At 60.2% G+C, this 23,404-nt stretch carries 29 protein-coding genes and 2 pseudogenes; 17 read left to right on the forward strand and 14 right to left on the reverse strand.

The features are described from left to right. The 4 genes from B4V04_RS18720 to B4V04_RS18735 form a co-directional block, all read left to right on the forward strand. A partial coding sequence (locus B4V04_RS18720; RefSeq protein WP_498233152.1) for an oxidoreductase dimerization domain-containing protein occupies positions 1 to 421 on the forward strand: 421 nt, incomplete at its 5' end. An 81-nt stretch (positions 422 to 502) separates the two neighbouring features. After that, positions 503 to 1,030: a hypothetical protein gene (locus tag B4V04_RS18725; RefSeq protein ID WP_498233153.1), complete on the forward strand. Its 528-nt coding sequence runs from the start codon at positions 503 to 505 to the stop codon at positions 1,028 to 1,030. A 101-nt stretch (positions 1,031 to 1,131) separates the two neighbouring features. Further along, positions 1,132 to 1,488, forward strand: a complete 357-nt coding sequence (locus B4V04_RS18730) for a DsrE family protein (RefSeq protein ID WP_498233154.1) — start codon at positions 1,132 to 1,134, stop codon at positions 1,486 to 1,488. 69 nt (positions 1,489 to 1,557) lie between these two features. Beyond that, on the forward strand, positions 1,558 to 2,304 hold the full coding sequence (locus tag B4V04_RS18735) for an NAD(P)H-hydrate epimerase (protein WP_498233155.1): 747 nt from the start codon (positions 1,558 to 1,560) through the stop codon (positions 2,302 to 2,304). 229 nt (positions 2,305 to 2,533) lie between these two features. Here the strand turns inward: B4V04_RS18735 and B4V04_RS18740 are convergent, their stop codons facing one another. After that, positions 2,534 to 3,508: a DUF3179 domain-containing protein gene (locus tag B4V04_RS18740; RefSeq protein WP_498233156.1), complete on the reverse strand. Its 975-nt coding sequence runs from the start codon at positions 3,506 to 3,508 to the stop codon at positions 2,534 to 2,536. A 103-nt stretch (positions 3,509 to 3,611) separates the two neighbouring features. Here B4V04_RS18740 and B4V04_RS18745 point away from each other — a divergent pair, with 103 nt between their 5' ends. Continuing rightward, positions 3,612 to 4,109 carry a cupin domain-containing protein gene (locus tag B4V04_RS18745; protein WP_498233157.1) on the forward strand — a complete coding sequence of 166 codons (498 nt, stop codon included), beginning with the start codon at positions 3,612 to 3,614 and terminating at the stop codon, positions 4,107 to 4,109. Positions 4,110 to 4,160: 51 nt separating this feature from the next. Here B4V04_RS18745 and B4V04_RS18750 read toward each other — a convergent pair whose 3' ends face one another. Next, positions 4,161 to 4,349 carry a hypothetical protein gene (locus B4V04_RS18750; RefSeq protein ID WP_498233158.1) on the reverse strand — a complete coding sequence of 63 codons (189 nt, stop codon included), beginning with the start codon at positions 4,347 to 4,349 and terminating at the stop codon, positions 4,161 to 4,163. Between the two features lie 138 nt (positions 4,350 to 4,487). Continuing rightward, complete coding sequence (locus B4V04_RS18755; RefSeq protein ID WP_498233159.1) at positions 4,488 to 4,865, reverse strand: hypothetical protein; 378 nt, start codon at positions 4,863 to 4,865, stop codon at positions 4,488 to 4,490. 119 nt (positions 4,866 to 4,984) lie between these two features. On the opposite strand from B4V04_RS18755, the gene B4V04_RS18760 reads away from it, so the two are divergent. Continuing rightward, a complete protein-coding gene (locus B4V04_RS18760; protein ID WP_498233160.1) occupies positions 4,985 to 5,434 on the forward strand; it encodes a DUF2127 domain-containing protein in 450 nt (149 codons plus the stop codon). Positions 5,435 to 5,638: 204 nt separating this feature from the next. Here the strand turns inward: B4V04_RS18760 and B4V04_RS18765 are convergent, their stop codons facing one another. Further along, complete coding sequence (locus B4V04_RS18765) at positions 5,639 to 5,983, reverse strand: thioredoxin family protein (RefSeq protein ID WP_498233161.1); 345 nt, start codon at positions 5,981 to 5,983, stop codon at positions 5,639 to 5,641. Between the two features lie 161 nt (positions 5,984 to 6,144). Between B4V04_RS18765 and B4V04_RS18770 the strand changes: the two genes are divergently transcribed. From B4V04_RS18770 to B4V04_RS18785, 4 genes are all read left to right on the forward strand, one after another. Further along, entirely contained in the window at positions 6,145 to 6,342 is a 198-nt protein-coding gene (locus B4V04_RS18770) for a hypothetical protein (RefSeq protein WP_498233162.1), read from the forward strand. A gap of 23 nt (positions 6,343 to 6,365) precedes the next feature. Continuing rightward, on the forward strand, positions 6,366 to 6,947 hold the full coding sequence (locus B4V04_RS18775) for an oxidoreductase dimerization domain-containing protein (protein WP_498233163.1): 582 nt from the start codon (positions 6,366 to 6,368) through the stop codon (positions 6,945 to 6,947). Positions 6,948 to 7,135: 188 nt separating this feature from the next. After that, positions 7,136 to 8,230: an ATP-binding protein gene (locus tag B4V04_RS18780; RefSeq protein ID WP_498233164.1), complete on the forward strand. Its 1,095-nt coding sequence runs from the start codon at positions 7,136 to 7,138 to the stop codon at positions 8,228 to 8,230. A gap of 128 nt (positions 8,231 to 8,358) precedes the next feature. Continuing rightward, the gene (locus tag B4V04_RS18785; protein WP_498233165.1) at positions 8,359 to 8,625 is read left to right on the forward strand and encodes a hypothetical protein; all 267 of its coding nucleotides are present in this window, start codon (positions 8,359 to 8,361) and stop codon (positions 8,623 to 8,625) included. Positions 8,626 to 8,641: 16 nt separating this feature from the next. Here B4V04_RS18785 and B4V04_RS18790 read toward each other — a convergent pair whose 3' ends face one another. Next, complete coding sequence (locus B4V04_RS18790) at positions 8,642 to 8,899, reverse strand: winged helix DNA-binding protein (protein ID WP_498233166.1); 258 nt, start codon at positions 8,897 to 8,899, stop codon at positions 8,642 to 8,644. A gap of 156 nt (positions 8,900 to 9,055) precedes the next feature. Continuing rightward, positions 9,056 to 9,400: a winged helix-turn-helix transcriptional regulator gene (locus B4V04_RS18795; protein ID WP_498233167.1), complete on the reverse strand. Its 345-nt coding sequence runs from the start codon at positions 9,398 to 9,400 to the stop codon at positions 9,056 to 9,058. A 78-nt stretch (positions 9,401 to 9,478) separates the two neighbouring features. Between B4V04_RS18795 and merA the strand changes: the two genes are divergently transcribed. The 3 genes from merA to B4V04_RS18810 all read left to right on the forward strand — a co-directional run bounded on the left by merA (position 9,479) and on the right by B4V04_RS18810 (position 12,187). Beyond that, positions 9,479 to 10,978, forward strand: coding sequence for a mercury(II) reductase (gene merA / locus B4V04_RS18800; RefSeq protein ID WP_498233168.1), 1,500 nt, complete (start codon positions 9,479 to 9,481; stop codon positions 10,976 to 10,978). A 132-nt stretch (positions 10,979 to 11,110) separates the two neighbouring features. After that, positions 11,111 to 11,350, forward strand: coding sequence for a glutathione S-transferase N-terminal domain-containing protein (locus B4V04_RS18805; protein ID WP_498233376.1), 240 nt, complete (start codon positions 11,111 to 11,113; stop codon positions 11,348 to 11,350). A gap of 24 nt (positions 11,351 to 11,374) precedes the next feature. Then, complete coding sequence (locus B4V04_RS18810) at positions 11,375 to 12,187, forward strand: DUF63 family protein (protein WP_498233169.1); 813 nt, start codon at positions 11,375 to 11,377, stop codon at positions 12,185 to 12,187. A 77-nt stretch (positions 12,188 to 12,264) separates the two neighbouring features. Here B4V04_RS18810 and B4V04_RS18815 read toward each other — a convergent pair whose 3' ends face one another. Beyond that, positions 12,265 to 13,146: a redoxin domain-containing protein gene (locus tag B4V04_RS18815; protein ID WP_498233377.1), complete on the reverse strand. Its 882-nt coding sequence runs from the start codon at positions 13,144 to 13,146 to the stop codon at positions 12,265 to 12,267. A gap of 216 nt (positions 13,147 to 13,362) precedes the next feature. Continuing rightward, positions 13,363 to 13,530: a DUF1059 domain-containing protein gene (locus B4V04_RS18820; RefSeq protein ID WP_008006094.1), complete on the reverse strand. Its 168-nt coding sequence runs from the start codon at positions 13,528 to 13,530 to the stop codon at positions 13,363 to 13,365. A gap of 442 nt (positions 13,531 to 13,972) precedes the next feature. Between B4V04_RS18820 and B4V04_RS18825 the strand changes: the two genes are divergently transcribed. Next, a complete protein-coding gene (locus B4V04_RS18825) occupies positions 13,973 to 14,320 on the forward strand; it encodes a DUF8013 domain-containing protein (protein ID WP_498233170.1) in 348 nt (115 codons plus the stop codon). An 87-nt stretch (positions 14,321 to 14,407) separates the two neighbouring features. Next, positions 14,408 to 15,351, forward strand: a pseudogene (locus B4V04_RS18830) (ArdC-like ssDNA-binding domain-containing protein). Positions 15,352 to 15,413: 62 nt separating this feature from the next. Here the strand turns inward: B4V04_RS18830 and B4V04_RS18835 are convergent. The 5 genes and pseudogenes from B4V04_RS18835 to B4V04_RS18855 form a co-directional block, all read right to left on the reverse strand. Continuing rightward, positions 15,414 to 16,048, reverse strand: a pseudogene (locus B4V04_RS18835) (IS6 family transposase). A gap of 149 nt (positions 16,049 to 16,197) precedes the next feature. Then, positions 16,198 to 16,371, reverse strand: a complete 174-nt coding sequence (locus B4V04_RS18840) for a hypothetical protein (RefSeq protein WP_498233171.1) — start codon at positions 16,369 to 16,371, stop codon at positions 16,198 to 16,200. 161 nt (positions 16,372 to 16,532) lie between these two features. Beyond that, positions 16,533 to 18,080, reverse strand: coding sequence for a class I adenylate-forming enzyme family protein (locus B4V04_RS18845; RefSeq protein ID WP_498233172.1), 1,548 nt, complete (start codon positions 18,078 to 18,080; stop codon positions 16,533 to 16,535). Positions 18,081 to 18,218: 138 nt separating this feature from the next. Then, the gene (locus tag B4V04_RS18850) at positions 18,219 to 18,764 is read right to left on the reverse strand and encodes a transposase family protein (RefSeq protein WP_498233173.1); all 546 of its coding nucleotides are present in this window, start codon (positions 18,762 to 18,764) and stop codon (positions 18,219 to 18,221) included. Between the two features lie 122 nt (positions 18,765 to 18,886). Then, positions 18,887 to 19,330, reverse strand: a complete 444-nt coding sequence (locus B4V04_RS18855) for a MaoC family dehydratase (RefSeq protein ID WP_498233174.1) — start codon at positions 19,328 to 19,330, stop codon at positions 18,887 to 18,889. Positions 19,331 to 19,434: 104 nt separating this feature from the next. Between B4V04_RS18855 and B4V04_RS18860 the strand changes: the two genes are divergently transcribed. Both B4V04_RS18860 and B4V04_RS18865 read left to right on the forward strand, forming a co-directional pair. Next, positions 19,435 to 20,538: a cupin domain-containing protein gene (locus tag B4V04_RS18860; RefSeq protein WP_498233175.1), complete on the forward strand. Its 1,104-nt coding sequence runs from the start codon at positions 19,435 to 19,437 to the stop codon at positions 20,536 to 20,538. A 275-nt stretch (positions 20,539 to 20,813) separates the two neighbouring features. Further along, positions 20,814 to 21,581, forward strand: coding sequence for an IclR family transcriptional regulator (locus B4V04_RS18865; protein WP_498233176.1), 768 nt, complete (start codon positions 20,814 to 20,816; stop codon positions 21,579 to 21,581). Positions 21,582 to 21,633: 52 nt separating this feature from the next. On the opposite strand, the gene B4V04_RS18870 is transcribed toward B4V04_RS18865, so the two are convergent. Beyond that, entirely contained in the window at positions 21,634 to 22,989 is a 1,356-nt protein-coding gene (locus tag B4V04_RS18870) for an APC family permease (RefSeq protein ID WP_498233177.1), read from the reverse strand. Positions 22,990 to 23,404: the final 415 nt, after the last annotated feature.

Raw genomic sequence — 23,404 nt, forward strand, 5'->3', positions numbered from 1 at the left:
CCTCGGCGACGAGCCGGAACCCGTCGACTACTCGGCGATGCCGTTCGCGGTGTTCGCGTCGCCGGAAGTCGCCGGTGTCGGTGCGCGCGAGCAGGACCTCCGGGCGGCCGACGCGGAGTACGCCACCCGCACCTACGCGTACGACGAGACCGCCCGCGGGAGCGCGATGCACGCCGACGGCTTCGTGAAGGTCCTCATCGACCTCGACGGAAACATCGAGGGGTGTCACATCATCGGGCCCGAGGCGTCGAACCTGATCGAGGAGGTCGTCGTCGCGATGACCGCCGGCTCGGGGACCGTCGCGGACATCCGCGACGCGGTACACATCCACCCCGCGCTCTGCGAGGTCGTCGATCGGGCCTTCTCGGGCCAGTTCTCTCGCGGTGGTGGTCACGACCACGGGCATCATCATCACGGCTAGGCGTCACAGCTACTCCGCGGCCGAACACGGCGATTTCCGGGTCGGCCGAGCGGTTTTGTCGCTTCCCACCGAACTCCTCTTATGAACGACTGCGGTCACCTCTCTCGGCGTCGACTGTTAGTCGATCTCGGGAGCGGCGGCGTACTGGTGGCGCTGGCCGGCTGCGCCGAGAGCGACACCGGTACCGAAGCCGACACCGACGCCAACGGAACCGAATCGGAACCACCCGCTGCCGACGACCTCGACCTCCGAGAGGCGAACGTCGTCGACGTCGCGTTCGAGGCGACGGACGGCGGCTACGCGTTCGACGTGACGCTCCACCACGACGACGACGGCGAGGAGGGCTACGCGAACTGGTGGCAGGTCGAGCGACTCGACGGGACACGGCTCGGTCGGCGGGAGCTGCTCCACGCTCACTCCGAGCAGCCGTTCACGCGGTCAGAGACGGTCGCGATTCCCGACGACGTCATCCGGGTCGTCGTCCGCGGTCACGACCAGACGCACGGCTACGGCGGGGTGGCGGCCCTCGTTGCCATCGATGACGGGTCGGTACGGTTCGTCGACCAAGGACCCGAGCCGCGGTCGTTCGACGCCGAGGACTTCTCGTAATGCGCTCCGACGAACCTGACACGCTATCGCGTGCCGAGAAGGTATTCCGAACACACACCCGCGGACGGGTTTTGTACGTGTGTGTTTTATAAGCGAACACGATGGCAAAAGCAGCAATCGTGATTCTCGCCGGCAACGAATCGCACTCGGACTACGGTCGCCTCGCGAACGCGCTCGAAGCAGCGAAGGAGTTCGCCGAGAACGACGACGACGAGCTGGAACTGATCTTCGACGGCGCCGGGACCCAGTGGATCCCGGAGTTGGAGGACGAGGAGAGCGATTACCACGAACTCTACCAAGCGGTTCGTGACGACGCCGCGGTCTGTGACTTCTGTTCCGGCGCGTTCGGCGTCGAGGACGCCGTCTCCGACGCCGGCCTCGTCACGCTCGACGACCACGACGGTCACCCGAGCATCCGCTCGCTCGTCGACGACGACTACGAGATCATCACGTTCTAAGCCGCCGAAGGGGCCTCACCGCCTCGCGGACGATCACCGTTTTTTGACATCCGTTTCGAACAGCCACGCATGGACACGTCTACGTTCGTCGATCCGGACGGTCACCCCGTGACGGCGGTCACAGCCGCAGAGATGCGGGCGGTCGACCGCGTTGCAGTCGAGGAGGTCGGTCTTGATTTACCCCGGATGATGGAACACGCCGGTCGAGGGCTCGCTGAGGCCGTTCTTGAGGTCCGATCGAGCAGCCGGAGCGAACTCCCCGTCACGGTCCTCGCCGGCAACGGCGGGAACGGCGGCGGCGGGCTGGCATGTGCTCGCCATCTTGTGAATCGGGACCTCCCCGTCCGAGTTGTTCTCGACCGAGCCCGGGCCGAAGTCGACGGCGTCACCGCGGAACAGCTCTCGATACTGGAAGCGATGGATGTGTCGGTCGAATCGGTCGACGGCGACTCCGACCTCGACATCGACGCGGCGCTCGAGGGTGTCGTCATCGACGCGCTGATCGGCTACGGACTGACGGGCCAGCCCCGCGGCGACACGGCGAAATTGATCGAGGCCAGCGGCGGCGCGTCGGAAGCGACCGTGTCGCTTGATGTCCCCTCAGGCACGAACGCGACGACGGGAGAGAGGCCGGGAGTCGCGGTCGAACCGGACCTCACGGTTACGCTCGCGCTCCCAAAAACCGGGATCGCGACGGTCGGCGGCAAGCTTCGACTCGTCGATCTCTCGATTCCCTCGTCGGTGTACGACCGCCTCGACATCGAGTACAGCAACCCGTTCGGCGACGAGTTCACCGTCCCGCTGTCGACGAGGTGATGCGAGGAGCGTACGGTAGGGACCTATTCGTCCGCCATCTTGTACGCCAGTCGGTGCGGCATCAGCGCCCGCGTTCGGACGATGGCCGCGAGCGCGGCGAAGATCCTGACGAGGACGTGCGCGACGTCGCCGACCTCACCGGGGTCGAGTACGGGGGTGTGGGCGTGGCAGAACGTCGGCGGTGGCCGCGGACCCGACCGAGAGCGCCGGCTCGGCGAAGACCGGCGACTCAGTCGAGCGAGTCGGATCGGTGGAACGCGTCTGGACCGTGGTCGTCCAGCCAGGTGAACGCGTAGAGTCGTCGCGCCGCCACCCGGTCGAGCCGGCGTCCGTCCGCCGCGGCGCCCGTGTGAGGGTTCCACGTCGTCCCGTCGCCGACGACGCCGGCGTCGGTCGTCTCGAAGTCGTGACCGGGGTCCGCGTACGCGTGGATACCGCCGTCCGTCGCGAAGGCGACGACGTCCCGGTGGCCGACCGTCGCCCGCGCGACGCCGCCGGCCTCTCGGGCCCGGGAAAACGCGAAGCCGACCGCGTCCCCGTCGAACTCGACGCCGACAACGACGGTTTTTGGGTCGAGGTCCGCGGGTCCGTGCCACTCCCGAGTGTCGGCCGCGCCGCGGTGCGCCGCGAGACCGAACCCTTCGCTCGAGGCGTACGCCTCGTACGGTAACTCGGCGTAGTCGATCGGGGCGGGCTCGTCGCCGTCGCTCGCGGCCTCGCTCTCTCCTCCCGGCGGGTCGAGGACGACGCCGTCCGGGTACGACTCGCGGGACTCCCGGGCGGATAACACGGCCGCTGGGCGGACAGCGAGCGATTCGCCCTCGAACGCACCGGCGATGCACTCGCCGGTGGACTGCTTCCACTCGCTTCCGGTCTCTCGATCGTACATCACGAGATCGTCGTCCGCGAGCTTCCCGGACACGCCGAACTCGAGCGTCCGCCCCGCGTGGCTCCGGTCGTACACGACCGCGCTTCCGCAGAGCGGACACCACGTGACGGCGATCGGGTCGCCGCCGTCATCGTTGCCGAGGTTGTCGTTCACGATCTCGTGGAACTGGAGGTACCGCACCGGATACGCGCGCGGCGGATCGGCGGCTGTTACGGCCACGACCGCGTCTTCGGGGTCCCCGTCGTACGCGCCGCTAAACCGAGGCTCGTCGACGCTCGGGATCGCGTCTCGGGGTAGGACTCGTCGGACGTTCACGTCGGCGACTGGCGCTCGCCAGACATAACTCGGTCGTCCGCGGGTTGGGACCGCCGCCGCACAGCGCCGCGTCGCTTATTCGACTGGCCGCGCACTGCCGGGTATGAAACGCGTCCGCGTCGACGACGTGGAGAACTCGCTCCAACCGGCCGCGGTGATGCGACCGCTCACCGACGCGCTCGGGCTCACCGACATGGCTGTGAACTACTACGAGCTCGAACCGGGCGACAGCTTCGCGTTCGCCTACCACAGCCACGAGATCCAAGAGGAGGCGTTCTACGTCATCTCCGGCACCGCGACGTTCGAGACCGAGGAGGGGCCGGTCAAGGTGGGAGAAAACGAGATCGTGCGGTTCGGCCGCGACGAGTTCCAGCGCGGCTGGAACCGCGGCGAAGAGCCGGTCCGCGCGCTCACGCTCGGCGCCCCGCTGGAGTACGGGACCCAAGAGAAGCTCCGGTACTGCGCGGCGTGCGACGCCGAGACAGACACCGACCTGCGCACCGCGCCGGACGAGGACGACGCCGTCGTCGCCGAGTGCGTCGAATGCGGGGCCGAGACGGGGCGCTGGTATCGCGGCTCGATGGACGGAGAGGTGCCGTGAGGATCGGCGGCAACGCGCCCGCCCCCTCCCTCACGCCGTCGCGTGATACCGCTACTCTGACGGCCGGGAGACGCCGAGCGGCTTCCGACAGTTCTTACAGAGGAACAGGTCGTGGTTCTCGTAGAGCTGGAACGAACCATCGTCCTCCGGTTCGATCTCGGCGACTTCGCCCTCCGTTTCGAGGTCGTCGGTCGAGTCGATGCTCGCCCCGCACTCCGGACACTCTAGTGTGTCAGTCATACTCACGCATGCACCTCGTCAATACATAAACCTAGCCGGCTACTGCGGCGGTGACACACACGCGGTCCCGGCGCACCGCGCGGGGGCGCCCGAAACGGCGATTCGGTGAGGTCGCGCCGCCGCGAGCGGATCGCCTCTTCAGTCCCGGTACGCACAGTGGAACCCGGCGGCGTGCCGGTAGAACGCCGGGATCACCGTTCCGCGCAAATCGGCGCCGGGTTCGTCCACGAACTCGATACCGACCCAGGCGCGGGCGTCGTCGACGGCGGCCTCGACGTGCGGCGGGAGCTCGTACGCGTCGGTCGCGGTGAGATACGATCGCGTGAACGCGTCCGCGAGACGGTCGAGGAAGCGCTCGGCCGGCTCGAAGCTGTCCCAGCCGTCGGCGACCAGCCGGTAGTAGGTTCGCCGGATCAGTTCTGACCCATCGTCGATGCCGTGGTCGTCGAACGACGCCGTCGTCGTACAGTCGTCGGTTCCGTCGTCTCTATTCGTGTAGTCTGTGCTCTCGTCCATACGAATGAAGACGGGTAGTTACTATAAGTAACCACCATGCGCGTGCGCCTCAGTCGCACACCCGGACTGATCTCATTCCCGGCGCAAGCTGGTCGGTGCTCAAAGAATTGCTAACTTTCGTGTACGAGGCGGCCCTAGCCCGAACGATGAGTGTCCGTGGCCGTCCGATCTCGTTCTGGCTCCTACTTCTGCTGCTTGGACAGCTATCGGTTCGCGCGCTCGCCGGTGGCACAGCGCTACTCGTGGCCCCGTCCGGCGAACTCGTGGGACTGCCGACCGGGCCGCTCGACAACGCACCGATCGAGAACTTCCTCCTTCCCGGTTTCGCGTTGTTTCTGGTGTTCGGTCTGGTGTCATCGATCGTCTGTTACGGCCTCTACACGCGGCGAGCGTGGGCGCGGCCGGGAGCGATCGGTGTCGCGCTGGCGCTCCTCGTCTGGGTGGTCGTGGAGGTCGTCGTCGGGTTCTCCCGGCCGACGCTCTACCTGAACGTCGCGACTGCGATCGGTGTCGCGGGGACCGCTCTGTCCCCGGCGGTACGTACCGACCTACGGGACGAGAGCGCGTAAGCCTCCGGATCCCTTAATTGCCGTCCGGCAATGCCGGTCCGGTGTCTTCCGTGTCCGGCGCTCAGCAACTCAGATCCGAATGAAATGCGGCCGCTGGAACAGTTTACGGGCTAAGACGTTCGGCGGAGACGGAGTGAAACAGGAAGACGCGTCGACGGCCGCCGCGGTCCGGAGGCCGTCGGACCGTCTCAGCGCTCCCCGTCCTCACTCCAGCGCCGCCCGAATCTTGTCGGCGCCCGTGACGCCGACGAACCGCTCAACCTCCTCGCCGCCGCGGTAGATCGCGATCGTGGGGATCGACCGGACGCCCCCCTCGGCAGCGAGTCCGTTGTGCTCGTCGGTGTCGACGCCGAGCACCGGGGCATCGATCGTCCCGGACAACTCCTCGAGGATGGGCGTTTGCTGCTTGCAGGGGCCACACCAATCCGCGAAGTAGTCGACGACGACCTGGTCGTTCTCCGCGATCGTCTCCTCGAAGGACGCCGCGCTTTCTACGTGGATGATTCCGCCCGCCTGTGCGCCGTCGCCGGAAGCCGCGTCGGATGACATACGTGATTGGAGGATTCCCGACGGTATATCGGTTCCCGAACCGCGCGGTAAGCGGGTTACCGACAGGTCACCGACCGCGAGAACCCCCCTCTATCGTGTCGGTTGGTAACACAGATAAATTTCCGCCACGATCTTATCAACTAGATAATCGTTCACCGACCATGCCAGTCGAGTCGAACGCGCCGTCGGTACCGAGCGACAAGGACGCGATCCTCAGCGTGCCGCGCGACGACGGTGCGAACGTCCTCTTGACCGCGAACAGATACGACGATCCCGAGCGCGGCCGCCACGGGGCGATCATCGAGGAGACCGACGCGGGTACGCGGTCCACGCGGAGACGGAGGCCGGCGAGGCTCTGACCGTCGACGGTGACGAGGTCCTCGTGGCGCTGGGACGACGGCCGAACAGCGACGACCTCGGCCTCGACGCGGCGGGCGTCGCGGTCGACGGGAACGGGTTCGTCGAGACCGACGAACGCCTCCGTACGACCGCAGAGAACGTCTGGGCGCAGGGCGACGTCGCCGGCAACGCCCAATTCAAACACTCCGGCGACTACGAGACCGAGTATACAGTCGCGAACGTCGTCCGCGGCGAGGGGCGGTCGGTCGACCTCTCCGCGATGCCGCACGCGATATTCACCGAGCCGCAGGTCACCGGCGTCGGGGCCACCGAGGAGGTGCTCGCGGAGGCGGACGTCGAGTACGCGGTCGGCCGGGCAGCGTACGCCGATTCCGCGATGGGGCGCGCGAAGAAGCTCGACGACGGGTTCGTGAAGGTGCTCGCCGCGCCGGACGGCGAGATTCTCGGTGCGCACGCGCTCGGCTACGAGGCCTCGACGCTGCTCCACGAGGCGGTACTCGCGATGCGTTCGGGGCTCACCGTCGACGAAGTCGCCGGCGCGATCCACGCCCACCCGACGCTGAGCAAGATCGTCGAGGCGGCGTTCCAGAACATTGCGGAGTGAGCGGGACAACCCGCTGGGATTCGTCCGGGTGGGCGTTCGGGAGCGCGGCCCGATCGGTCGAGCGTCGGGCGATCCGGGCGACTGATGCGCATTTCAGCGATCGAGGAGAGGAAACGGTAGACGAGGCAAACGCGAGGGCCGCGTCGAACGGCCGGATTCGCTCCCGCGCGCCGAGAGGACACTAATCCATGTGTGAGGAACCGACGGAGGGACGGGAGGGCACCGCCGAGTCGAGAGTCGACAATCGCCGGTCGTCGGTCGGGGAGCGGTACCGGAAGTTCTTCGAGCACAACAACGATGCCGTCATGATCGTCGACTTCGAGACCAAATCGTTCGTCGACATCAATCCGCGGGCGTGCGAACTGTTGGGTTACTCCCGCGAAGAACTCCTTTCGATAGATCCCGAGGAGATCCATCCGGACGACATCGGCCGGGTTCGCGAGGAGTTTATTTCGCAGGTCAAAACGGAAGGAACCGGCTTCACCGACGACCTGACGTGCCTGACGAAAGACGGAGACGAGGTCCCGACGGAGGTATCCGGAGCGGCGCTGGAGCCGGCAGACGAAGCCGATGCCGCGGCGGACGCCGAACCGAAGCAGATGGTCGCGATGCTCCGGGACGTGTCCGAACGCGTCCGAAACCGCCGGCAGTTAGAGGAGAAGGTCGAACGGCTCGACCGGTTCGCCGCCATCGTCTCGCACGACCTCCGCAACCCTCTCTCAGTGATTCAGGGGCACGCGGAGCTCGCCAGACAGGCCGGTGATTCCAAGCATTTCGACGCGATCGAAGACGCCGCCGACCGCATGGAGGAGATGCTCTCGGAACTTCTTCAACTCACCCGCGAGGGCGAATTGGTTCACGAGCGAACCGAGATCGATTTGGTGGCTATCGCGCGGACCGTCTGGGGCGACTGTGACATGGCGCCGGCGACCCTTGAGGTCGAATCGTCGACGACGCTCCGGGCCGACCGAGACCGACTCCACGAACTGCTCGTGAACCTCTTCGAGAACGCCCGCGACCACGGCGGGTCGTCGGTGACCGTCCGGGTCGGAGCGCTCGACGGAGCGGACCGGAGAGGCTTCTACGTCGCGGACGACGGTGCGGGCATCCCCATGGACGACGGGGACGGCGTCTTCGAGTGGGGTCACACGACGACAGGAGACGGGACCGGGTTCGGGCTGGCCATCGTCGCCGAGATCGTAGAGGCCCACAGTTGGGAGATCGAGGTCGGTGAATCTACAAACGGCGGGGCTCGGTTCGAGGTCACCGGTATCGACCGCTGACGCGGGGCCGTATGTCCCGCTACGAACGGACGGAATACAATGTCGACCATAATAAATTCACGGCGAACGTGCCCGTCTCGTGACTACCCGCGGCATGTATATTGATCTTTAATGAGATACTACAGAATATGGCCACAGACACGACCCAGCCGAATCCGAACCGCGACACCGCTGTCCTCGACTCCTACGCGATCTACGTCGACGATCGAGGCGTCGACATCTGGCAGTATCGCGTCGGCCTCGAGGAACCGGGCGGCGCTTGGCAGTTCGTCGAGACGCACGACGCCGGGGACGACCTCCGAGTGTCGCTCGAACTCGCGGTGTTGACACCCCCGTCCGAGAGCGGATACTGGGTGTACAGCAGGACCTATGACTGCGAAACCGATTGTAAATAGAGCGCGACCGAATCGCTCACGGTTCCAGTTCGAGCGAGTAGATCCGCTTCCGGGCGTCGGCGAACGAGATTCGCGACGAGACCAACGCGGCCTCTTCGAGCTGATCGAGCGCGTAACGGACGGTCCGCGGGGGGAGGAGCGTCGACTCGGCGAGGGCCGACTGCGTGCTCTCGCCCTCATACTCGAGGGTCTTCGCGACCAGTTTGGCGCTGGGCGAGAGGTCGAGAAGTTCCGGGGGTGCCGACCGCGCCGAGATGGTGGTTTCGTCCGGCATTACACGTGGAAATAGCCAGACGAACGTCTTAATCTTCGAGCGTTCGTGTGATAGACACACACAGGCAAAAACCGCGACTGACGCTGGCAGTCTCGGCTAACCACACGGAGGCGAGTCCTCGCCGCCGCGTCGAGACGACGACGGACGCGCAGGTGATCACTCCGTCGACGCCGCCCACTCCAGAAGCGGTTCGAGCCGCGTCCGTAGCTCGTTACCGTCCTCGGTGAGCGCGTACTCCACGCGGGGCGGAACCTCATTATACTGTGTTCGAGAGACGAGTCCAGCCTCCTCGAATTCGTCGAGTCGTTTCGAGATGGTCGAGGTGCTCGCCGTCGGAAGGTGCGCTTCGATCTCCACGAATCGAAGCGAGTCGTGAGCCCCGATGATACTGACGAGCTGCATCGCGTATTTTTGACTCAGTGTGCCAATAACACCCGTGAGCGGACAGTAGCACGTGCCGTCAACATCACAGGCGGGAGCTTCTGAGGTGGTATCTGCCATAGCTTTGTAGCCTCCAACTTACTCCATAGCTTTGGACTTCGAAGTATAAACGCTTCCTGTTGTAAAGTAAGCGTACACGTGACTAGCGACTTCCAATACGACCTCGTGATTCTCGGCGGTGGGGCCGCAGCATTCGCTGCGATCACCGAAGCGAGTCGTCGAGACCTCTCGACGGCGATAGTGAACACCGGCCTGCCGATCGGCGGGACCTGTGTGAACGTCGGCTGTGTCCCGAGTAAGCATCTACTCGCCGTCGCCGAGAACGGTGCTTCGGTGTCGGAGAATCCCTTTGACGCCGTTCGATACCCCGAGGATCCGACCATCGACTGGGCCGACGCCCTCGACGGCACCAACGAGCTCGTCGAACGGTTCCGGCAGGAGAACTACATCGATGTTGCCGAGCACTTCGAGGCCGACGTCTACGAGGGGTACGGCCAGCTGGTCGACGACACGAGCATTGAGGTTGTCGACGGCGCCGACGAGGGCGCACGCATCACTGGAAAAAAGGCGCTCGTCGCGACCGGAAGCTCACCGTGGGCACCGCCCATCGATGGCCTCGACGACGTTGACGAGCTTCGCTCGTCAGCCCATCAGACGCAGTCTGATGACGTCGACTACTACACGAGCGAGACGATCCTCGAAGAGCGCGATCTCCCCGAGAGTATCGTAATGCTTGGCGGCGGGTACATCGCGCTGGAGTGGGGCCAAATCCTCCACCACGTCGGCGTCGACGTGACGATTCTCCAGCGCTCCGATCACGTCCTCTCCGGGATGGAAGGACAACTCGGGCGTGAGATGCAGCGCGCGTTCGAGGAGGAAGGCATCGAAGTAATTACTGGCAACGACTTCCAGCGCGTCCGTACGTCAGCAGCCGACGGTGGAGCCGAAGCGATACAGGCAGGCGTCGCCGTCGAAACGACCGTCGACAGCACCGAACGAACGATCACCGGCGACGCGCTGTTCGTCGCGACCGGCGTCCAGCCCAACAGCGACGGGATCGGTCTTGAATTAGTAGGGGTGGAAACGGACAACAATGGAACGATCCACGTCGACGAGCACTTCCAGACGACGAATTCTCACGTCTACGCGGCGGGCGACGTGATCGGCGAGCCCGAACTCGAGACAGTTGCTGCCAAGGAGGGCAATCACGCCGTCAGGAACGCGTTCAGTGACGAGGGTGTCAGTATCGACTATGACGCAGTCCCCGCAGTTGTTTTCACCAGCCCGGAGGTCGCCGCAGTCGGCACAACCGAGCTGGAGTACACGGATGAGCACGGGACTTGTTCGTGCCGGACTGTTCAGATGGAGGATGTACCACGGGCGAAAACCGTCAAAGACACGGATGGTCTCGTGCAAGTCGTCAAGCACCACAAGACCGACGAGATTGTCGGCGTCCACATGGTCGGCCCCCATGCCGCCGACATGATCATGGAAGCGGTGCTGGCGGTGAAGTTCGGCCTCACCGTCGACGACATCATCGATACCGTTCACCCGTTCCCGACGTTCAGTGAAGCGTTCAAACAGGCTTGTCAAGCGTTCCGTAGGGATACATCGAAGATGAGCTGTTGTATCGAGTAGTGGTCTCCAAAACAAATATCGAACACTCCCGTTCTGAGCTGTTTGTTCTAACAGCCCGAGCGTTCGTGCGAACTCGTTTCACATCCGCGAAGACTGTTTAAGATGACTGCGCTCAGTCTTTACCAAGACCTAATGTTGGAACTCTACCGGCTTCCCGGCTGCCCGTACTGTGCGAAGGTCGAAAACCAGCTCGATGAATTAGATCTGGAATACGAGGCGCATAACGTACTCCCCTTTCGGTTTCTCCGATTCGATGTGAAATCGGTGAGCGGTCAGTCCGGGGTGCCGGTGCTCGTCGACCCTGAACACGGAATCGAGGGGCTGGCAGAGAGCGACGACATCGTCGCCCATCTCGAGAACACGTACGCCTGAGGTGGTTTCAGAAGGCCGTCGGGAATGGTATTCCTCCACACGCCGTTCTTTGACACCACTACAATGAGCGGCTCAATCGTCGGATTCGCTCTGGCAGGTCTTTTGCTCGCCGCGATGGCTTGGGGTCTCCGTCGCCGCCACGTTACTGTGACTGCGTCGGAGATTGCGGCGACACTTCCGTGGTTCGCAGTCATCGGTGTCGCGGTCGCTATCGGACGGTCGGTACCCATGTCGGGCCTAGCCGCTGGATTCTTTCTGAGTCCGACGGTGTACCTCGTGGTCGGGGGGCTCGTCTCAGGGTTGTGGGTGATACTGGATGCCGCCGATATACACGAGATTTCGCAGTGGACGGCCGTCAGCGGTGTCCTCACGGCTAGCGTCGTCGGGGGAGTGAGTCTCTTCACAGCTGATGGGCTCCAGTTGGATGTTTTCGTCTGGAACGCGGCTGCAATCGTGATGGCAATCGGTATCACTAGACTCGTCCTGCGAGCGCTTCAGAATCGACAGCTATCCACTCATGGGTGGCTCGGTAGTGGGGTCCTCTTTGCGCACGTTCTCGACGCGACGACCACGGGAATCGGACTCGAGCGCCTCGGGACGATCGAATGGAACCCGATCTCCGCGGCAATCATTCAGTTTGGAGACGGCGTCGGTCCATCCGGCGCCGTGCTCTTTCTTTTCGTGAAAATAACGGCCGCCATACTCGTCTTAGCCGCTCTCGACACAAACAGCGACCAGCTAGGCCGAGAGTCAGTGAGCCTACATGTCATCGCCGCTGGTGCCGGTCTCGTTCCCGCTGTCCACAATCTCACCCTGTTCGCGCTCACGACCTCCTGAGCGATTCCCTCCACTCCGCGGCAATAGTCGAGACACAACCACGCGCTCCTTCAGCACGGCCGTTGTTGAATCGGAGGCTATCGCCGTTCCTGATGTTCGAACTCGAACTCCTCCGATTGGATCATTTCTACCGTCTCTTCGATAGACGGCCGGTCGCCCCAGAACGTCCCGTAATAGGCGAAGCGAACAGTCCCAGTCGGATCGAGAATAATCGTCGCAGGTCGATTGATATACTCGGCGTGGACGGCGTACGCCATCGGATCGACGCCGTATTTCGCGCCGACAGTCCCTGCTCGATCGAGGAGGTGTGGCCACCAAATCTCCTCGGCGTACGACTCGATGAACGACTCCTCAGCGAACCAGTACTCCGGCTCAAGTTCCCGACCGACCATCACGCGACCGCGATACTGGCCGTGACATTCGATCGTCGCCACGTTGATATCCGCCGCCTGCAGTTCCTCACGAAGCTCGATCAGTTCGTCGAACTCGCGGTGACAAACTGGACACCAGTCAGCGAACACCCAAATCAGGACCGTCCACTCGTCTCCAATCGAGTCCTCCAAGTCCCATGTCCGTCCGTCAGTATCCGGCAGTACGAATGACGGCGCAGCCTCATCGACTGCCAGCTGTTCGAACGTGTCCTCGTCGAGATTTCGATAAGCGGCCTCCAGCTCGGGTTCGGCGACGGCGCCCTTTTCGATGCGGTCGATCGAAAGTTCGGCTTGATGACGGACGTCTTTCGAGTCGTCGTTCGCGTGCCGGTCGCGGAGCAAGTCCAGTGACTGGGTGGCACCGATTTGCCCCAAGGCGACGATCGCCTGCGATCGTGCAAGTGGGTCAGGATCTTCGCGGACCACCCGGTCGAGCGACTCCACCTCGCTCTGGGCTCGCAGAATTCCCAGCGCCGTTGCACAGACGTAGCGTACCTGTACGTTGTCGTCCTCGAGTCCGCCGGCGATTTCAGACGTTTTGGCGTCTCCGAGCCGAACGAGGTCGCGGACGGCGAGCCCGAGACAGCCAGAGAGATGCCGGCGAAACGGGGTTGATCACTCAGTGCAATCAGACGCCGAGCGTCTCAGCCAACTCATAGAAGGTCTCGATGGTGAGATTGGAGTCGGGACCGAAGGGTTCCCAAATACAGGAGGCCGATGCTCCGATCGGTACGGTTCCTACTCTCAGACCTGTATAATACTTGATCTGATTTTTTCCACGGTCTCGTCGTCCAGTTCAAGTTCGGGGTGTGAACTTTTCGCGTGTTCTTCCGCTTGAGCCATGACCTCTTCTTCAGTCTCAGCTTCAATGGTGGCGCTACATCCGTCTACGAGGCACTCGAGTCTCTGCATAGTCCAACTGTAGGACGTGTGTTACCGCATTATTGGTATTAACCCTCTAATGGCATATACGCATGTGCTACCCGACCGACTTCACGACCCCAAGGAGAACGGGCGTGTTCGCCATAGGTCGGCACGTTCAACGAACGGATGGTTCATCCGATTCGGCGGGAAGTAAGCGAAGCCGTCGTGCTGACTTCAGCCGCTGTATCTCGCACGACGGTCTTGGGATAAGACGGGCAGATCCGTTGTTCTACGTCAGTGTGTGAGTCCTCTGTACTAACCCAACGCAATAGAAACGGTCACTTCTGAGGATTCCAACGGAACCAATCTAGTTCAAAAATCACGCCAGTGAGCAGCGCGTCTACCTGCCGCCGGCGTGACTTCGCGACCTGTTTTTCGTGCCCCCAGAGAGGGCGAGGGCTCCTTCGAGAACCCTCAGAGGTGACCTTCAATGAGTCAACAACAGAGTCCCAACAACGTCTCGATCGACGAGATCCCGGTCGATATCGACAACACGCAATCAGCGGAGGTCGATCCCGCCGACGTCCCCGACGAAATCGAATCCATCACCCGTGGGCTCGCCGGTGAGCAGCCGCCGACGAATCCCATAGTGGTTCTCAAGGCGGCCCGGTGGTGGTACATTCACGGCAAGGGCGGCACGGATCCCGCCTTCCAATGGGCCATCGAGTGGGCACGTCACCTTGCGACCGACACCCCCAGTGACGTCGAGCGGTTCGACGAGTTCCTCGAGTACCTCGTCACGGTCGGCTTTGCAGACGAACGCCACGAGCTCCGCTGACCGACAGAGCGGTTTTTTGAACGCCCCTGAGGGGTGCGGCGCGGTCTAAACAGACGCAGTCGCCGTGAACTTGATTCGGTGAACACAATGGCTACGACCAGTGATTCGTCGGTCTCCTTCGACCAGACCGACACGCGATCAGACGAGATGAACAGTACCATCGAACAGTGGATCGACGACCTCGTCGCCGGCGTCGACGACGCGCAGGCCAGCGAAGAGTTCCAGGAGTGGCTTGACGTCCAGAGTCGATTCCACGACTATTCCTACCGGAACACGCTCCTCATCAAGCGGCAGTGTCCCGAGGCGAGCCGGGTGGCGGGCTACCGGACGTGGCAGGAGGAGTTCGACCGCCACGTCACGGAGGGTGAGTCGGCCATCTGGATCTGGGCACCTATCATCTCCAAGCAGTGCCCGGAGTGTGAGAACTCGCCGAGCTATCACGAGGACAGCGACTGTGAGTACGACGAGACGCCGCCGAGGAGTGGTCCGAGGGGCTGGTCGGGTTCAAGCCCGCGCCGGTGTTCGACGTCTCCCAGACCGAAGGCGAGCCGCTTCCCGACCTGGACACGGAAGCGACCGGGCACGCCGGCGACCTCGTCGAACAGTTGACTGGCGCCGCTGACGACCTCGGCGTGACGGTGCGGATCGTTCCCGACGAAGACTGGACCCACGGCGAGGCGAAGGGCATCTGCGAACAGCTGAGCCTCGTCGACGTCCAGCCGCTCGTCGAGGTGCGTGATCGTGAGAACGAGGCCGACCTCGCGCGGACGCTGATTCACGAGTACGCCCACGCTCTGCTCCACTTCGACGTCGACGACACCGAGCGGGCGAAACGCGAAGTGGAGGCCGAAGCCGTCGCGTACGTTGTCGGGCGCTACTGTGGGTTGGACACCAGCGGGTCGGCGTTCCACCTCGCTGCGTGGGAGTCGGACGATCCCGAGGTCGTTCGCGAGCGCCTCGGCCGGATTAGTCGAACGGCAGAAGAACTCATCGACGTTCTCGAGAGCGAATCCTCGTCCTCACTCAGTTAACCAACAGACTGATGAATTCCTTCCGCTCTGTTGGTTAAGTTTTTGCGCTCGGCGGGTAGTGTTCAGATAAGCTGATTCCATGCGAATCTGAACGATCTGAGCCACTCGTAAGCAGTTTCTGATTCAGTGTTGCTGAAAAAATTTGACAAACTGGTAGTCCTATGTTTTATTTTATAAAAGACATGTTCGACGCTGTTCCGATTTCCATGTCGTTCGTATCTGAAATCGAGGCCATATTTGTCACAGGCTCGATGGAGTGGAACCGCACCATCAACGAGAAAGATCGCGTCATCCACGTCGTGTTTGTCGCGGAGTTTTGCGAAAAACTGATCTGCGATCACGTTCGTTCTTGTCGGTTCAAGCTTTGTGGGGAGTAAATCGTTTGAGTCGAGATCGACGGCGGCATACAGCCAATACTGTTCATCGTCCAGTTGAATCACAGTCTCATCAACCGCCACGTGATTGGGGCTTCGGTCAGTTTCCGGCTGTAGATCGGCTTTGTGAACCAGCTGTGAACGGTAGATCGAACCCGATCAACACCAAATACCTCAAGAAACGAAACAGTATTCGAAAGCGATAGTCCGAATAAATGAAGCTGAATACTGAACTTCATCAACAGCCGCGGTGTTGTTTCTCGCTCCACAAACTCTAAGTTGATCTCGTCTAAACAGCCGCTGAGGCAGTCGTTTTCGGGCATAGATCACTTTGAAAACGCACCGCCTCACCTTTCAATCCTTATCTGACCCCCGCCTGAAGTTGTGCGTGGTATCGACTGTTTGGCTCAGTTCCGCATCCTACAGTTCGTCTAGACCCACGGACGCTAACCGCTTGAAGCCGTCGAGGAGGTCAATTGGCTTGTGCGTCGAAGACATCGGCAGACGGGAAGATCGAGCGACAGTCTTCACAGACCATCTGACCCTGGAGCGCGTACTCCCAAAGCTTCCCGTCACACTGCAAGCAATCGAAGTGTGCTTTGACGAATGGGTCTTCATCAGCGTAGGGATTCTCGAACTCTGCCATAGGTGTAACTCACGTCGGAAACCCTAAAAACGTATTGTTCCCCATCTACAAAGCCGGAATCCAGACCGATACTGTCGACCTCATCTGGTTGCTCATCTCGTACTTCCCGAGTCGATGGCAAGCAAAGTTGAACAGTAGAGAACGTAGCGACCTTCGCTCTGCTAGTGTTCCGGGAAGTGCTCATCTATGAGGGCGCTCTGAACAATGGTCCCTGTATCGGTCCGTGGAAGCGGGTCGTTACGAATCGCGTACTCTCGAGGCCGCTTGAAATCCGCTAGTGAGCGAGCTTCCCGGCAGAACACGTCGAGATCATCCGGTGAGAGATCGGCATTCACGACTACGACAGCCGCTACGAGCTGCCCCCACTGGTCGTCGTCAAGGCCGAACACATATGCCTCGTCGACATCGGGATGGCGTTCGAGTGTACGCTCGACTTCGGCCGGATAGACGTTCTCACCGCCGGTGACGATCATGTTGTCGACGCGGTCGAGAATGTAAAGATACCCGTCCTCGTCGATGGTTGCCACGTCCCGAGTACGTAGCCACCCGTCGAAGTACGATTTCGCTTCGGCTGCCGGATTGTCGATGTACCCCTCAGACATTCCAGGACCATGCGCGATAATTTCACCACGATCACCGGCGTCGACGGTCGCTTCGGGATCGGGATCTTCGTCGAGGGGAGCAGTCTCGACGATGCGTACTTCCCACGAAAATGATTCTTTCCCGATAGTGCCTGAATGATCAGCCTGTGCGTTTGGATGCGCAAAGGTCAGATCTGGTCCGGCTTCCGTCATTCCGTAGCTGTTGTACAGGTGTTCGCACAGAACCGATGTCGTCTCTTCGACGACTTCTCCAGTGACTGTCGCACCGGCTGTCCGAATGTACGAGAGCGAGTCAACATTGAACTCGCTCTCCCGTTGAAGGCTATTGAGTTCCTCTAGCTGTGTCGGAACCGCCAATAATCCTGTAACGTCGTGAACTTCGATGAGGTTCAATGCCTCTGCGGGATCAAATGAAGAGTGCAGGACGATAGTTGCCCCGGAGATGAAGTGTGGATAGAGCCAGGCGTCGGTCGTCACCATATGATACCACGGAGTCGTACAGAGTGCGATGTCGGTCTCGTCGATTCCGTGTTCCATCACACCCTGAATCGCCCCGTACCAGAGTTGGTCCTGGTCGAATTTGACTGCTTTGGGCGTACTCGTCGTCCCGCTCGTATAGAAGACTCCAGACTCGTCACCAATAGCTTGTTCTGGCAAAGGGTCAGCCGCCGCTGACGCTAGGACGTCCTCGTAAGACACGACCTCGTCGCAATCGATCTCTCGTTCACCGGCATGGATAGCTACCTCGACCGCATCGCGGTCGAATAAACTCAAAGCTGTGTCGGCATTGGCATCGTCGAATATCAGCACCTGCGCTTCGGCTGTCTGGACCATCTGATCGAGCTCGTTGATGGTGGCACGGTAGGGAAGTTGCACGGTCCCAACGCCACGCTTGTCCCCAGCTATCATCGACTCGACGGCAGGGATCTCATTGAGCGAGAGTACCGCACATCGTTCCGCCCCAACGCGGTCCCGAAGAGCGTTTGCTAGCTGCGTACTTCTATCGTCGAACTCGGCATATGTGGCTGTTTGGCCGTCCTCAGTGATGAGTGCGGGTTTGTTGGGATAACAGCGGACTGTCCTAGCGAAGGACTCTCTCAGATTCATATACCTACCATCATCGGTCGTTACTCGAACTACAGTATTAATAGTTCTGGACGCACGGACGAAGGGTGTCAAGGTTAGTGCGTATCATTGTAAAGAGCAGCGCAGGCTGTAAACCACGATATAGTTGAGCTGGCGGTGCTATGGAAGGGAAATCGATGGTAGAATCGTCTGGTTATATTTGAAGATACCGAACCAGGTTTCGATGAGTGACCGATTCCCCCACGCTTCATGCTCATATTCGCAGTCTAGCAGTTTGAGTGGCCAGTCGTACCACGGGCCGCGATCGACCCGCACCAGCGGGCGATCGCGGCACCGTTCAAGAACCTCTTTCAAAATCAGGGGCGTATCGAGGCTTGTTCTGCCGTGAGAGACCTCAACAGCAATCACTTCGGGTGTGTCACAATCGACTGCCCCCCAGACGTAGTGCTCGTCGCCGTCGATTTCGACTTTTGTCTCATTGACGGCGACTTCTTGCCGATCCCGGTAGTCCGGCTCAAAGAGGTACTTGAGCCGATGAAACCAGTTTCTGATCGCCTCATAGGAGCGATCTACGAACGGTTCGATTCGCCGGTATGAGAGGCCAGCATGATACAAAAACGCCGCGAGGACACACCGACGGAGCGGCGTATCCTCACGGGAAAATACTTCCTGTTGGCGAGCCTTCTCAACCATGCGGTCGACCATTGCTGAAGCACCAATTCACCCTTGCTCGGCCGCTTCCTTCACGCTAAGGTTGAGACCTTGCACTGACAAAAAGACCTCTAACGGAGCCGTACTTGCTAGTCGAGGAGAGAGTGATCGATATCTTACCCGTCTTGCTGCCGTTTGACCATCGCCGTCCCGTCGTAGGAAATGACGAGTTCCCCGTCCTGATTGTGTCCCTCGTGGTATGTCGTCACGTATCCGCGGTTGTCTCGGCTCGTAGAGTCTCGTTTGTCGACGACCTGGGTACGCAGTTGGAGTTCGTCGCCGGGATACAGCGGTCGATGCCACCGGAGATTATCGACGCCGATCCCTGCCTGAGAGGCCATATCCCTGGAGATATCGACATTGAGTCGCATACAGATCGCACCGATCTGCCATCCGGATGCCACCAGCCCGCCGAAGATAGAATCCGCGGCCGCTTGCTCGTCGGTGTGGAACGGCTGTGGGTCGTACTTTTCTCCGAATTCGATGATTTCCTCTCGAGTGATCTCGTATGTGTCGGATTCGCGCACCTCACCGACTTCGATATTGTCGAAACAGCGCATATCGGATTCAGACCGGGTACAGTCAAAAGTCCATCCGTTCGTCAGATCTTTGATCCTGCTGTCCAGTATACTTATATTGGAGTGGTATTAATTCACATTAGACGATGTCCGACCAAGAGCCTCCGGAGCAAGAGCATCAGGACCCGGAAGAACTCCTTGAACTGAGTTCCGAGACACAGCGCATCCTCGATCAGAACAGTCTCCGCCCCCTGTGGGAAGTCGAGAAGGACTTCGGGAACACCATCGACGATCTCGAGGCAGACATCTGGAAGTGGGAGGATATCCAGACTGCCATCGACCGTATCGAGGACGACGTGCCCATCGCTGATCTCCCGCCGGGTTTCCAGCGTCGGGTAGCTGTCCCGATCAACGCCTCGTTCGGAAACGCCATCTCGAACACGATCTACGTCGGGGTCCAAACGGTATCTCCTGGGGAGACAGCGCCGGCACACAGACATGGTGCGAATGCCCTCCGGTTTAGTATCGACGGCCACGAGGACATGAAGACCGTCGTTGCAGGTGAGGAGTTCCCTATGGAGGACAACGACCTCATTACGACGCCGCAGTGGGAGTGGCACGATCACGTCAACGATTCTGACGAGACAGCGACGTGGCTCGACGTGCTCGACCTCCCCTTGGTGCTCGATACGATGAACGCCAGAAACACCTTCGAGAACCACGAGCTCGACCGCCAGCCGGTCACCAAAACGCAGGGGTACTGGGACTCGCAATACGGCCGGGGCCGCCCACAGGACGATTCGACGGCCAACAGTATCCCGGGGCCGTTTGAGGGTATCCACGAGGCGACACCGCCCTATCGCTTCAAGTGGTCGGAGATGGTCGAATCGCTTCGCCAACGCGCCGACAACGACGATCCCGACCCCTACGACGGGTACAGCCTCTCGTATGTCAATCCAGCGACCGGGTCCCCACCGTTGTTTCCGACGATGTCGTTCCGTGCCCAGTTGCTGCAGGAATCGACTGACTCCCACTTCCACAACGCAACCGAGGTGTACTTCGTCATCGAGGGGACGGGCGCGACGCACGTCGGCGACGAGGCACTGGAATGGAGCGAGCGGGACATCTTCGTCGTCCCACCGGACGCGATCCACCATCATGAACCCGACGACGAGGCCATCCTGCTGGGGATGACCGACCGCCCGGTGTACGAGGCGATGAACTTCTACGCCGAAGCCAGCCCATCGTAATACCCGTCGATATAGACTACTGTAGTCCCTTCTCGGATTGCTTCAGCAACGTCAGGCCATAGTAGAATCTGGAAGTCTTTGCAGAGTCTGTTGACGGAGACATGCGCTCTCTATCGCCTTCTTATGGTATGCCGAATGGGGTGAGCAGAAATTTCTGGGAGTTACTATAGTCACAGCCGAGTTTTGGGCTCAAGGCGCTGTTTGCACAAACTTGAACCCACAGAGCGATCCGGTGAGGGAGTAGTTTCATACTTTTCGAGACACCTACTTTTCGTATGGCAAATACCGAGGGCGGTGACAAGGGGCTGAACACGGTCCTAAACGCAATCGAGGTGATCGAAGCGATAGAGGATCTGAACGGAGCTTCATTGACGGAGCTCGCAACTACTCTGGACATGGCAACGAGCACCATTCATGATTATCTCAATACGCTGGAGAACGCAGACTACATAACGAAAAAGGATGGAGAGTATCAGATCGGACTAATATTCTATAAACACGGGATGCGTGCAAAACGGGCAACTGGACTGGTCGACATATCTGTGCCAATACTTGATAATGTAGCCGAGAAATCCGGAGAGAGAGTGTGGTTAGTCGTTGAGGAACACGGAAAATCAGTACTCCTCGAAGGAGCGACTGGGGAGAATGCTGTTCCGATGGAAGCCGATATCGGCGATAGAGTCGACATTCATTCGGTCGCAGGCGGAAAAGCTATACTGGCTCATCAGGACAGAGAATATGTCCAGCAAGTAATCGAACAGCAGGGGTTAACGCAGCGAACAAAGCATACGATTACAGATGAAGAGGAGTTCCTTGAGGAACTCGAAAATGTCCGGGAAAACGGGTTCGCGGTCAATCAAGAAGAGTCTGTCACTGGTCTTCAATCGGTATCCGTACCGATTCAAAGAGATGGCAAAGCGATAGCAGCGATCAGCATCGCAGGACCCGCAAACCGTCTCACCGATGAACGGATTAACAATCAGTATTCTACGTTATTACTGGAGGCAAGTAACGAAATCGAACTCAAGCTGGAGTACACGTGACTCACTTCCGGGCGACAGAAGTTACCGGTTATCGAGTGAGTATTCTTGGCTGCTAGTCAGTATTGAGATCGAACGTCCGGGCCGGGCTGATATCAGTCTGTTTCCGCCGAACAGTGAAGAGCAGGGTTCCAGTCACGACGAGGCCCAGATAGATGAGGAGGGCTGCTGGCGTCTGCTGTGAGACGTACACGAATGAGACGGCGTTGATTACGACTGCGCCGATCGACGCACGCCGGACGATAGTAGGAGTCAGATATCGGGTAGACTGCAACGGTTCCTCCTCAAACAGCTCCGGGAACTGATTCGGAAGCCGAATGCCGATCAGCGGACCGATACTGAACGTCGTTAGGAACGCGAGAACCAGACAGGTCGCGAGGACGTTGAGTGGCAAGTTCAGGAACGTCGTCGACACGGAGATAACGAACAGGATCGCGAGGAAATACTTCGGTTCACCGTGTTTGTTGGTAGTCCCGAGTATCGACGGGATCAGTCCGTCGGACGCCGTCGCCTCGACGTAGCGGTTCATGATCATGATGAACACGATATCGGACGTGACCCCTGCTAAAACTGCACCGAAGCCGACCACGAGCAGGAGCTGTGACGGCAGATACTGGCTGGCGACGAACGCCAGCGTCTTGTCGCCCAATTGTGTGTACGAGACGATCCCGACACTGATGAGTCCGATCAGGACTGCAGCGGATATGTTCGCGAACGCAGCGATCGTGATCGACTTCGAGACCTTCGCTTTGGCATCTTTCACGCCGCCCGAGAAGTCGACGGTATAGAAGGAGGCTGCCGAGATGGAGTAGAGCAAGGCGAACGCCGCAACCAGGCCACCGATTCCCGGAGTCGAGGCCGATGTCAGGTTAGCCGGATCGATCGTTCCGAAGCCGGGCAGAACGATAGCGGCAATCGACGCGAGTAACAGGGTGGACAGGATGATCTCGATCCATCCGACAATCCGGAGCCCGAACCAGACGACGACGAACGAGAACGTCATCATGGCGAGGATCATCTGATGGACGCTCACTATCGGAACGAATCCAGTGATGATCTGCGCACCAGGAATCAGGATGTACTGAATGATCGCAACCGCACCAAGGCTAGTCATAATCCAGACAGCTAACCAGCCGACAAGTTGGCTCGCGGGCTTGTTATCTGGAAACAGGAACCGAGTTGGGTAGAAATAATGGCCGGCCGAAGTCGGCCACGTTTTTAACAGACTGAAATACGATGGGAACGAGAGAAAAAGTGGAATCGCCGTCAGGATTCCGAGAGCCACGACGAATGGACCCGACATAGAGGCGGCTACGACGGGAGTAACCCAGACGCCCCCGCCGATACTGATGCCAATTGCTGCTGCGATGCTTGCGATGTAGCCGATCTTTGTTTCTTCTATTTGCGTCATGCGTACCTGTGTTCCATCTTTCGTGGTGCCTTCTCTTCACCCAGTACGATCAAGACTCTGTGGGACGCTACCTTGGCACTCTGAATCAAAGTTCACCCCTATATTATTTAAATCCTAGTATAACTATTATTATAAATGTCCGATACGGCAGCAGAACGGGCATTTAGGGTCGCCAGAATCGTTGACTAGCGCCGCTCCGCCGCAATAGGGTAGTTGCGACATGTGTCCTCCAATGGCCAAGTGGATCTCTATCGGGTCAGTGTGGCCATAGTTCCGAATATCCCGGAACTAGTAGGGCGTTGGTGAATGACAAATCGCGTTCAAACTCGACTGGGATTACAAGGCTACGAGTGTAATCCTCAAGCGTTCCACTACAATTGCAGATCTACGCATCCAGGATCTGATTCTGGGAAAA

The organism is Halorubrum sp. B52 (assembly GCF_059752555.1).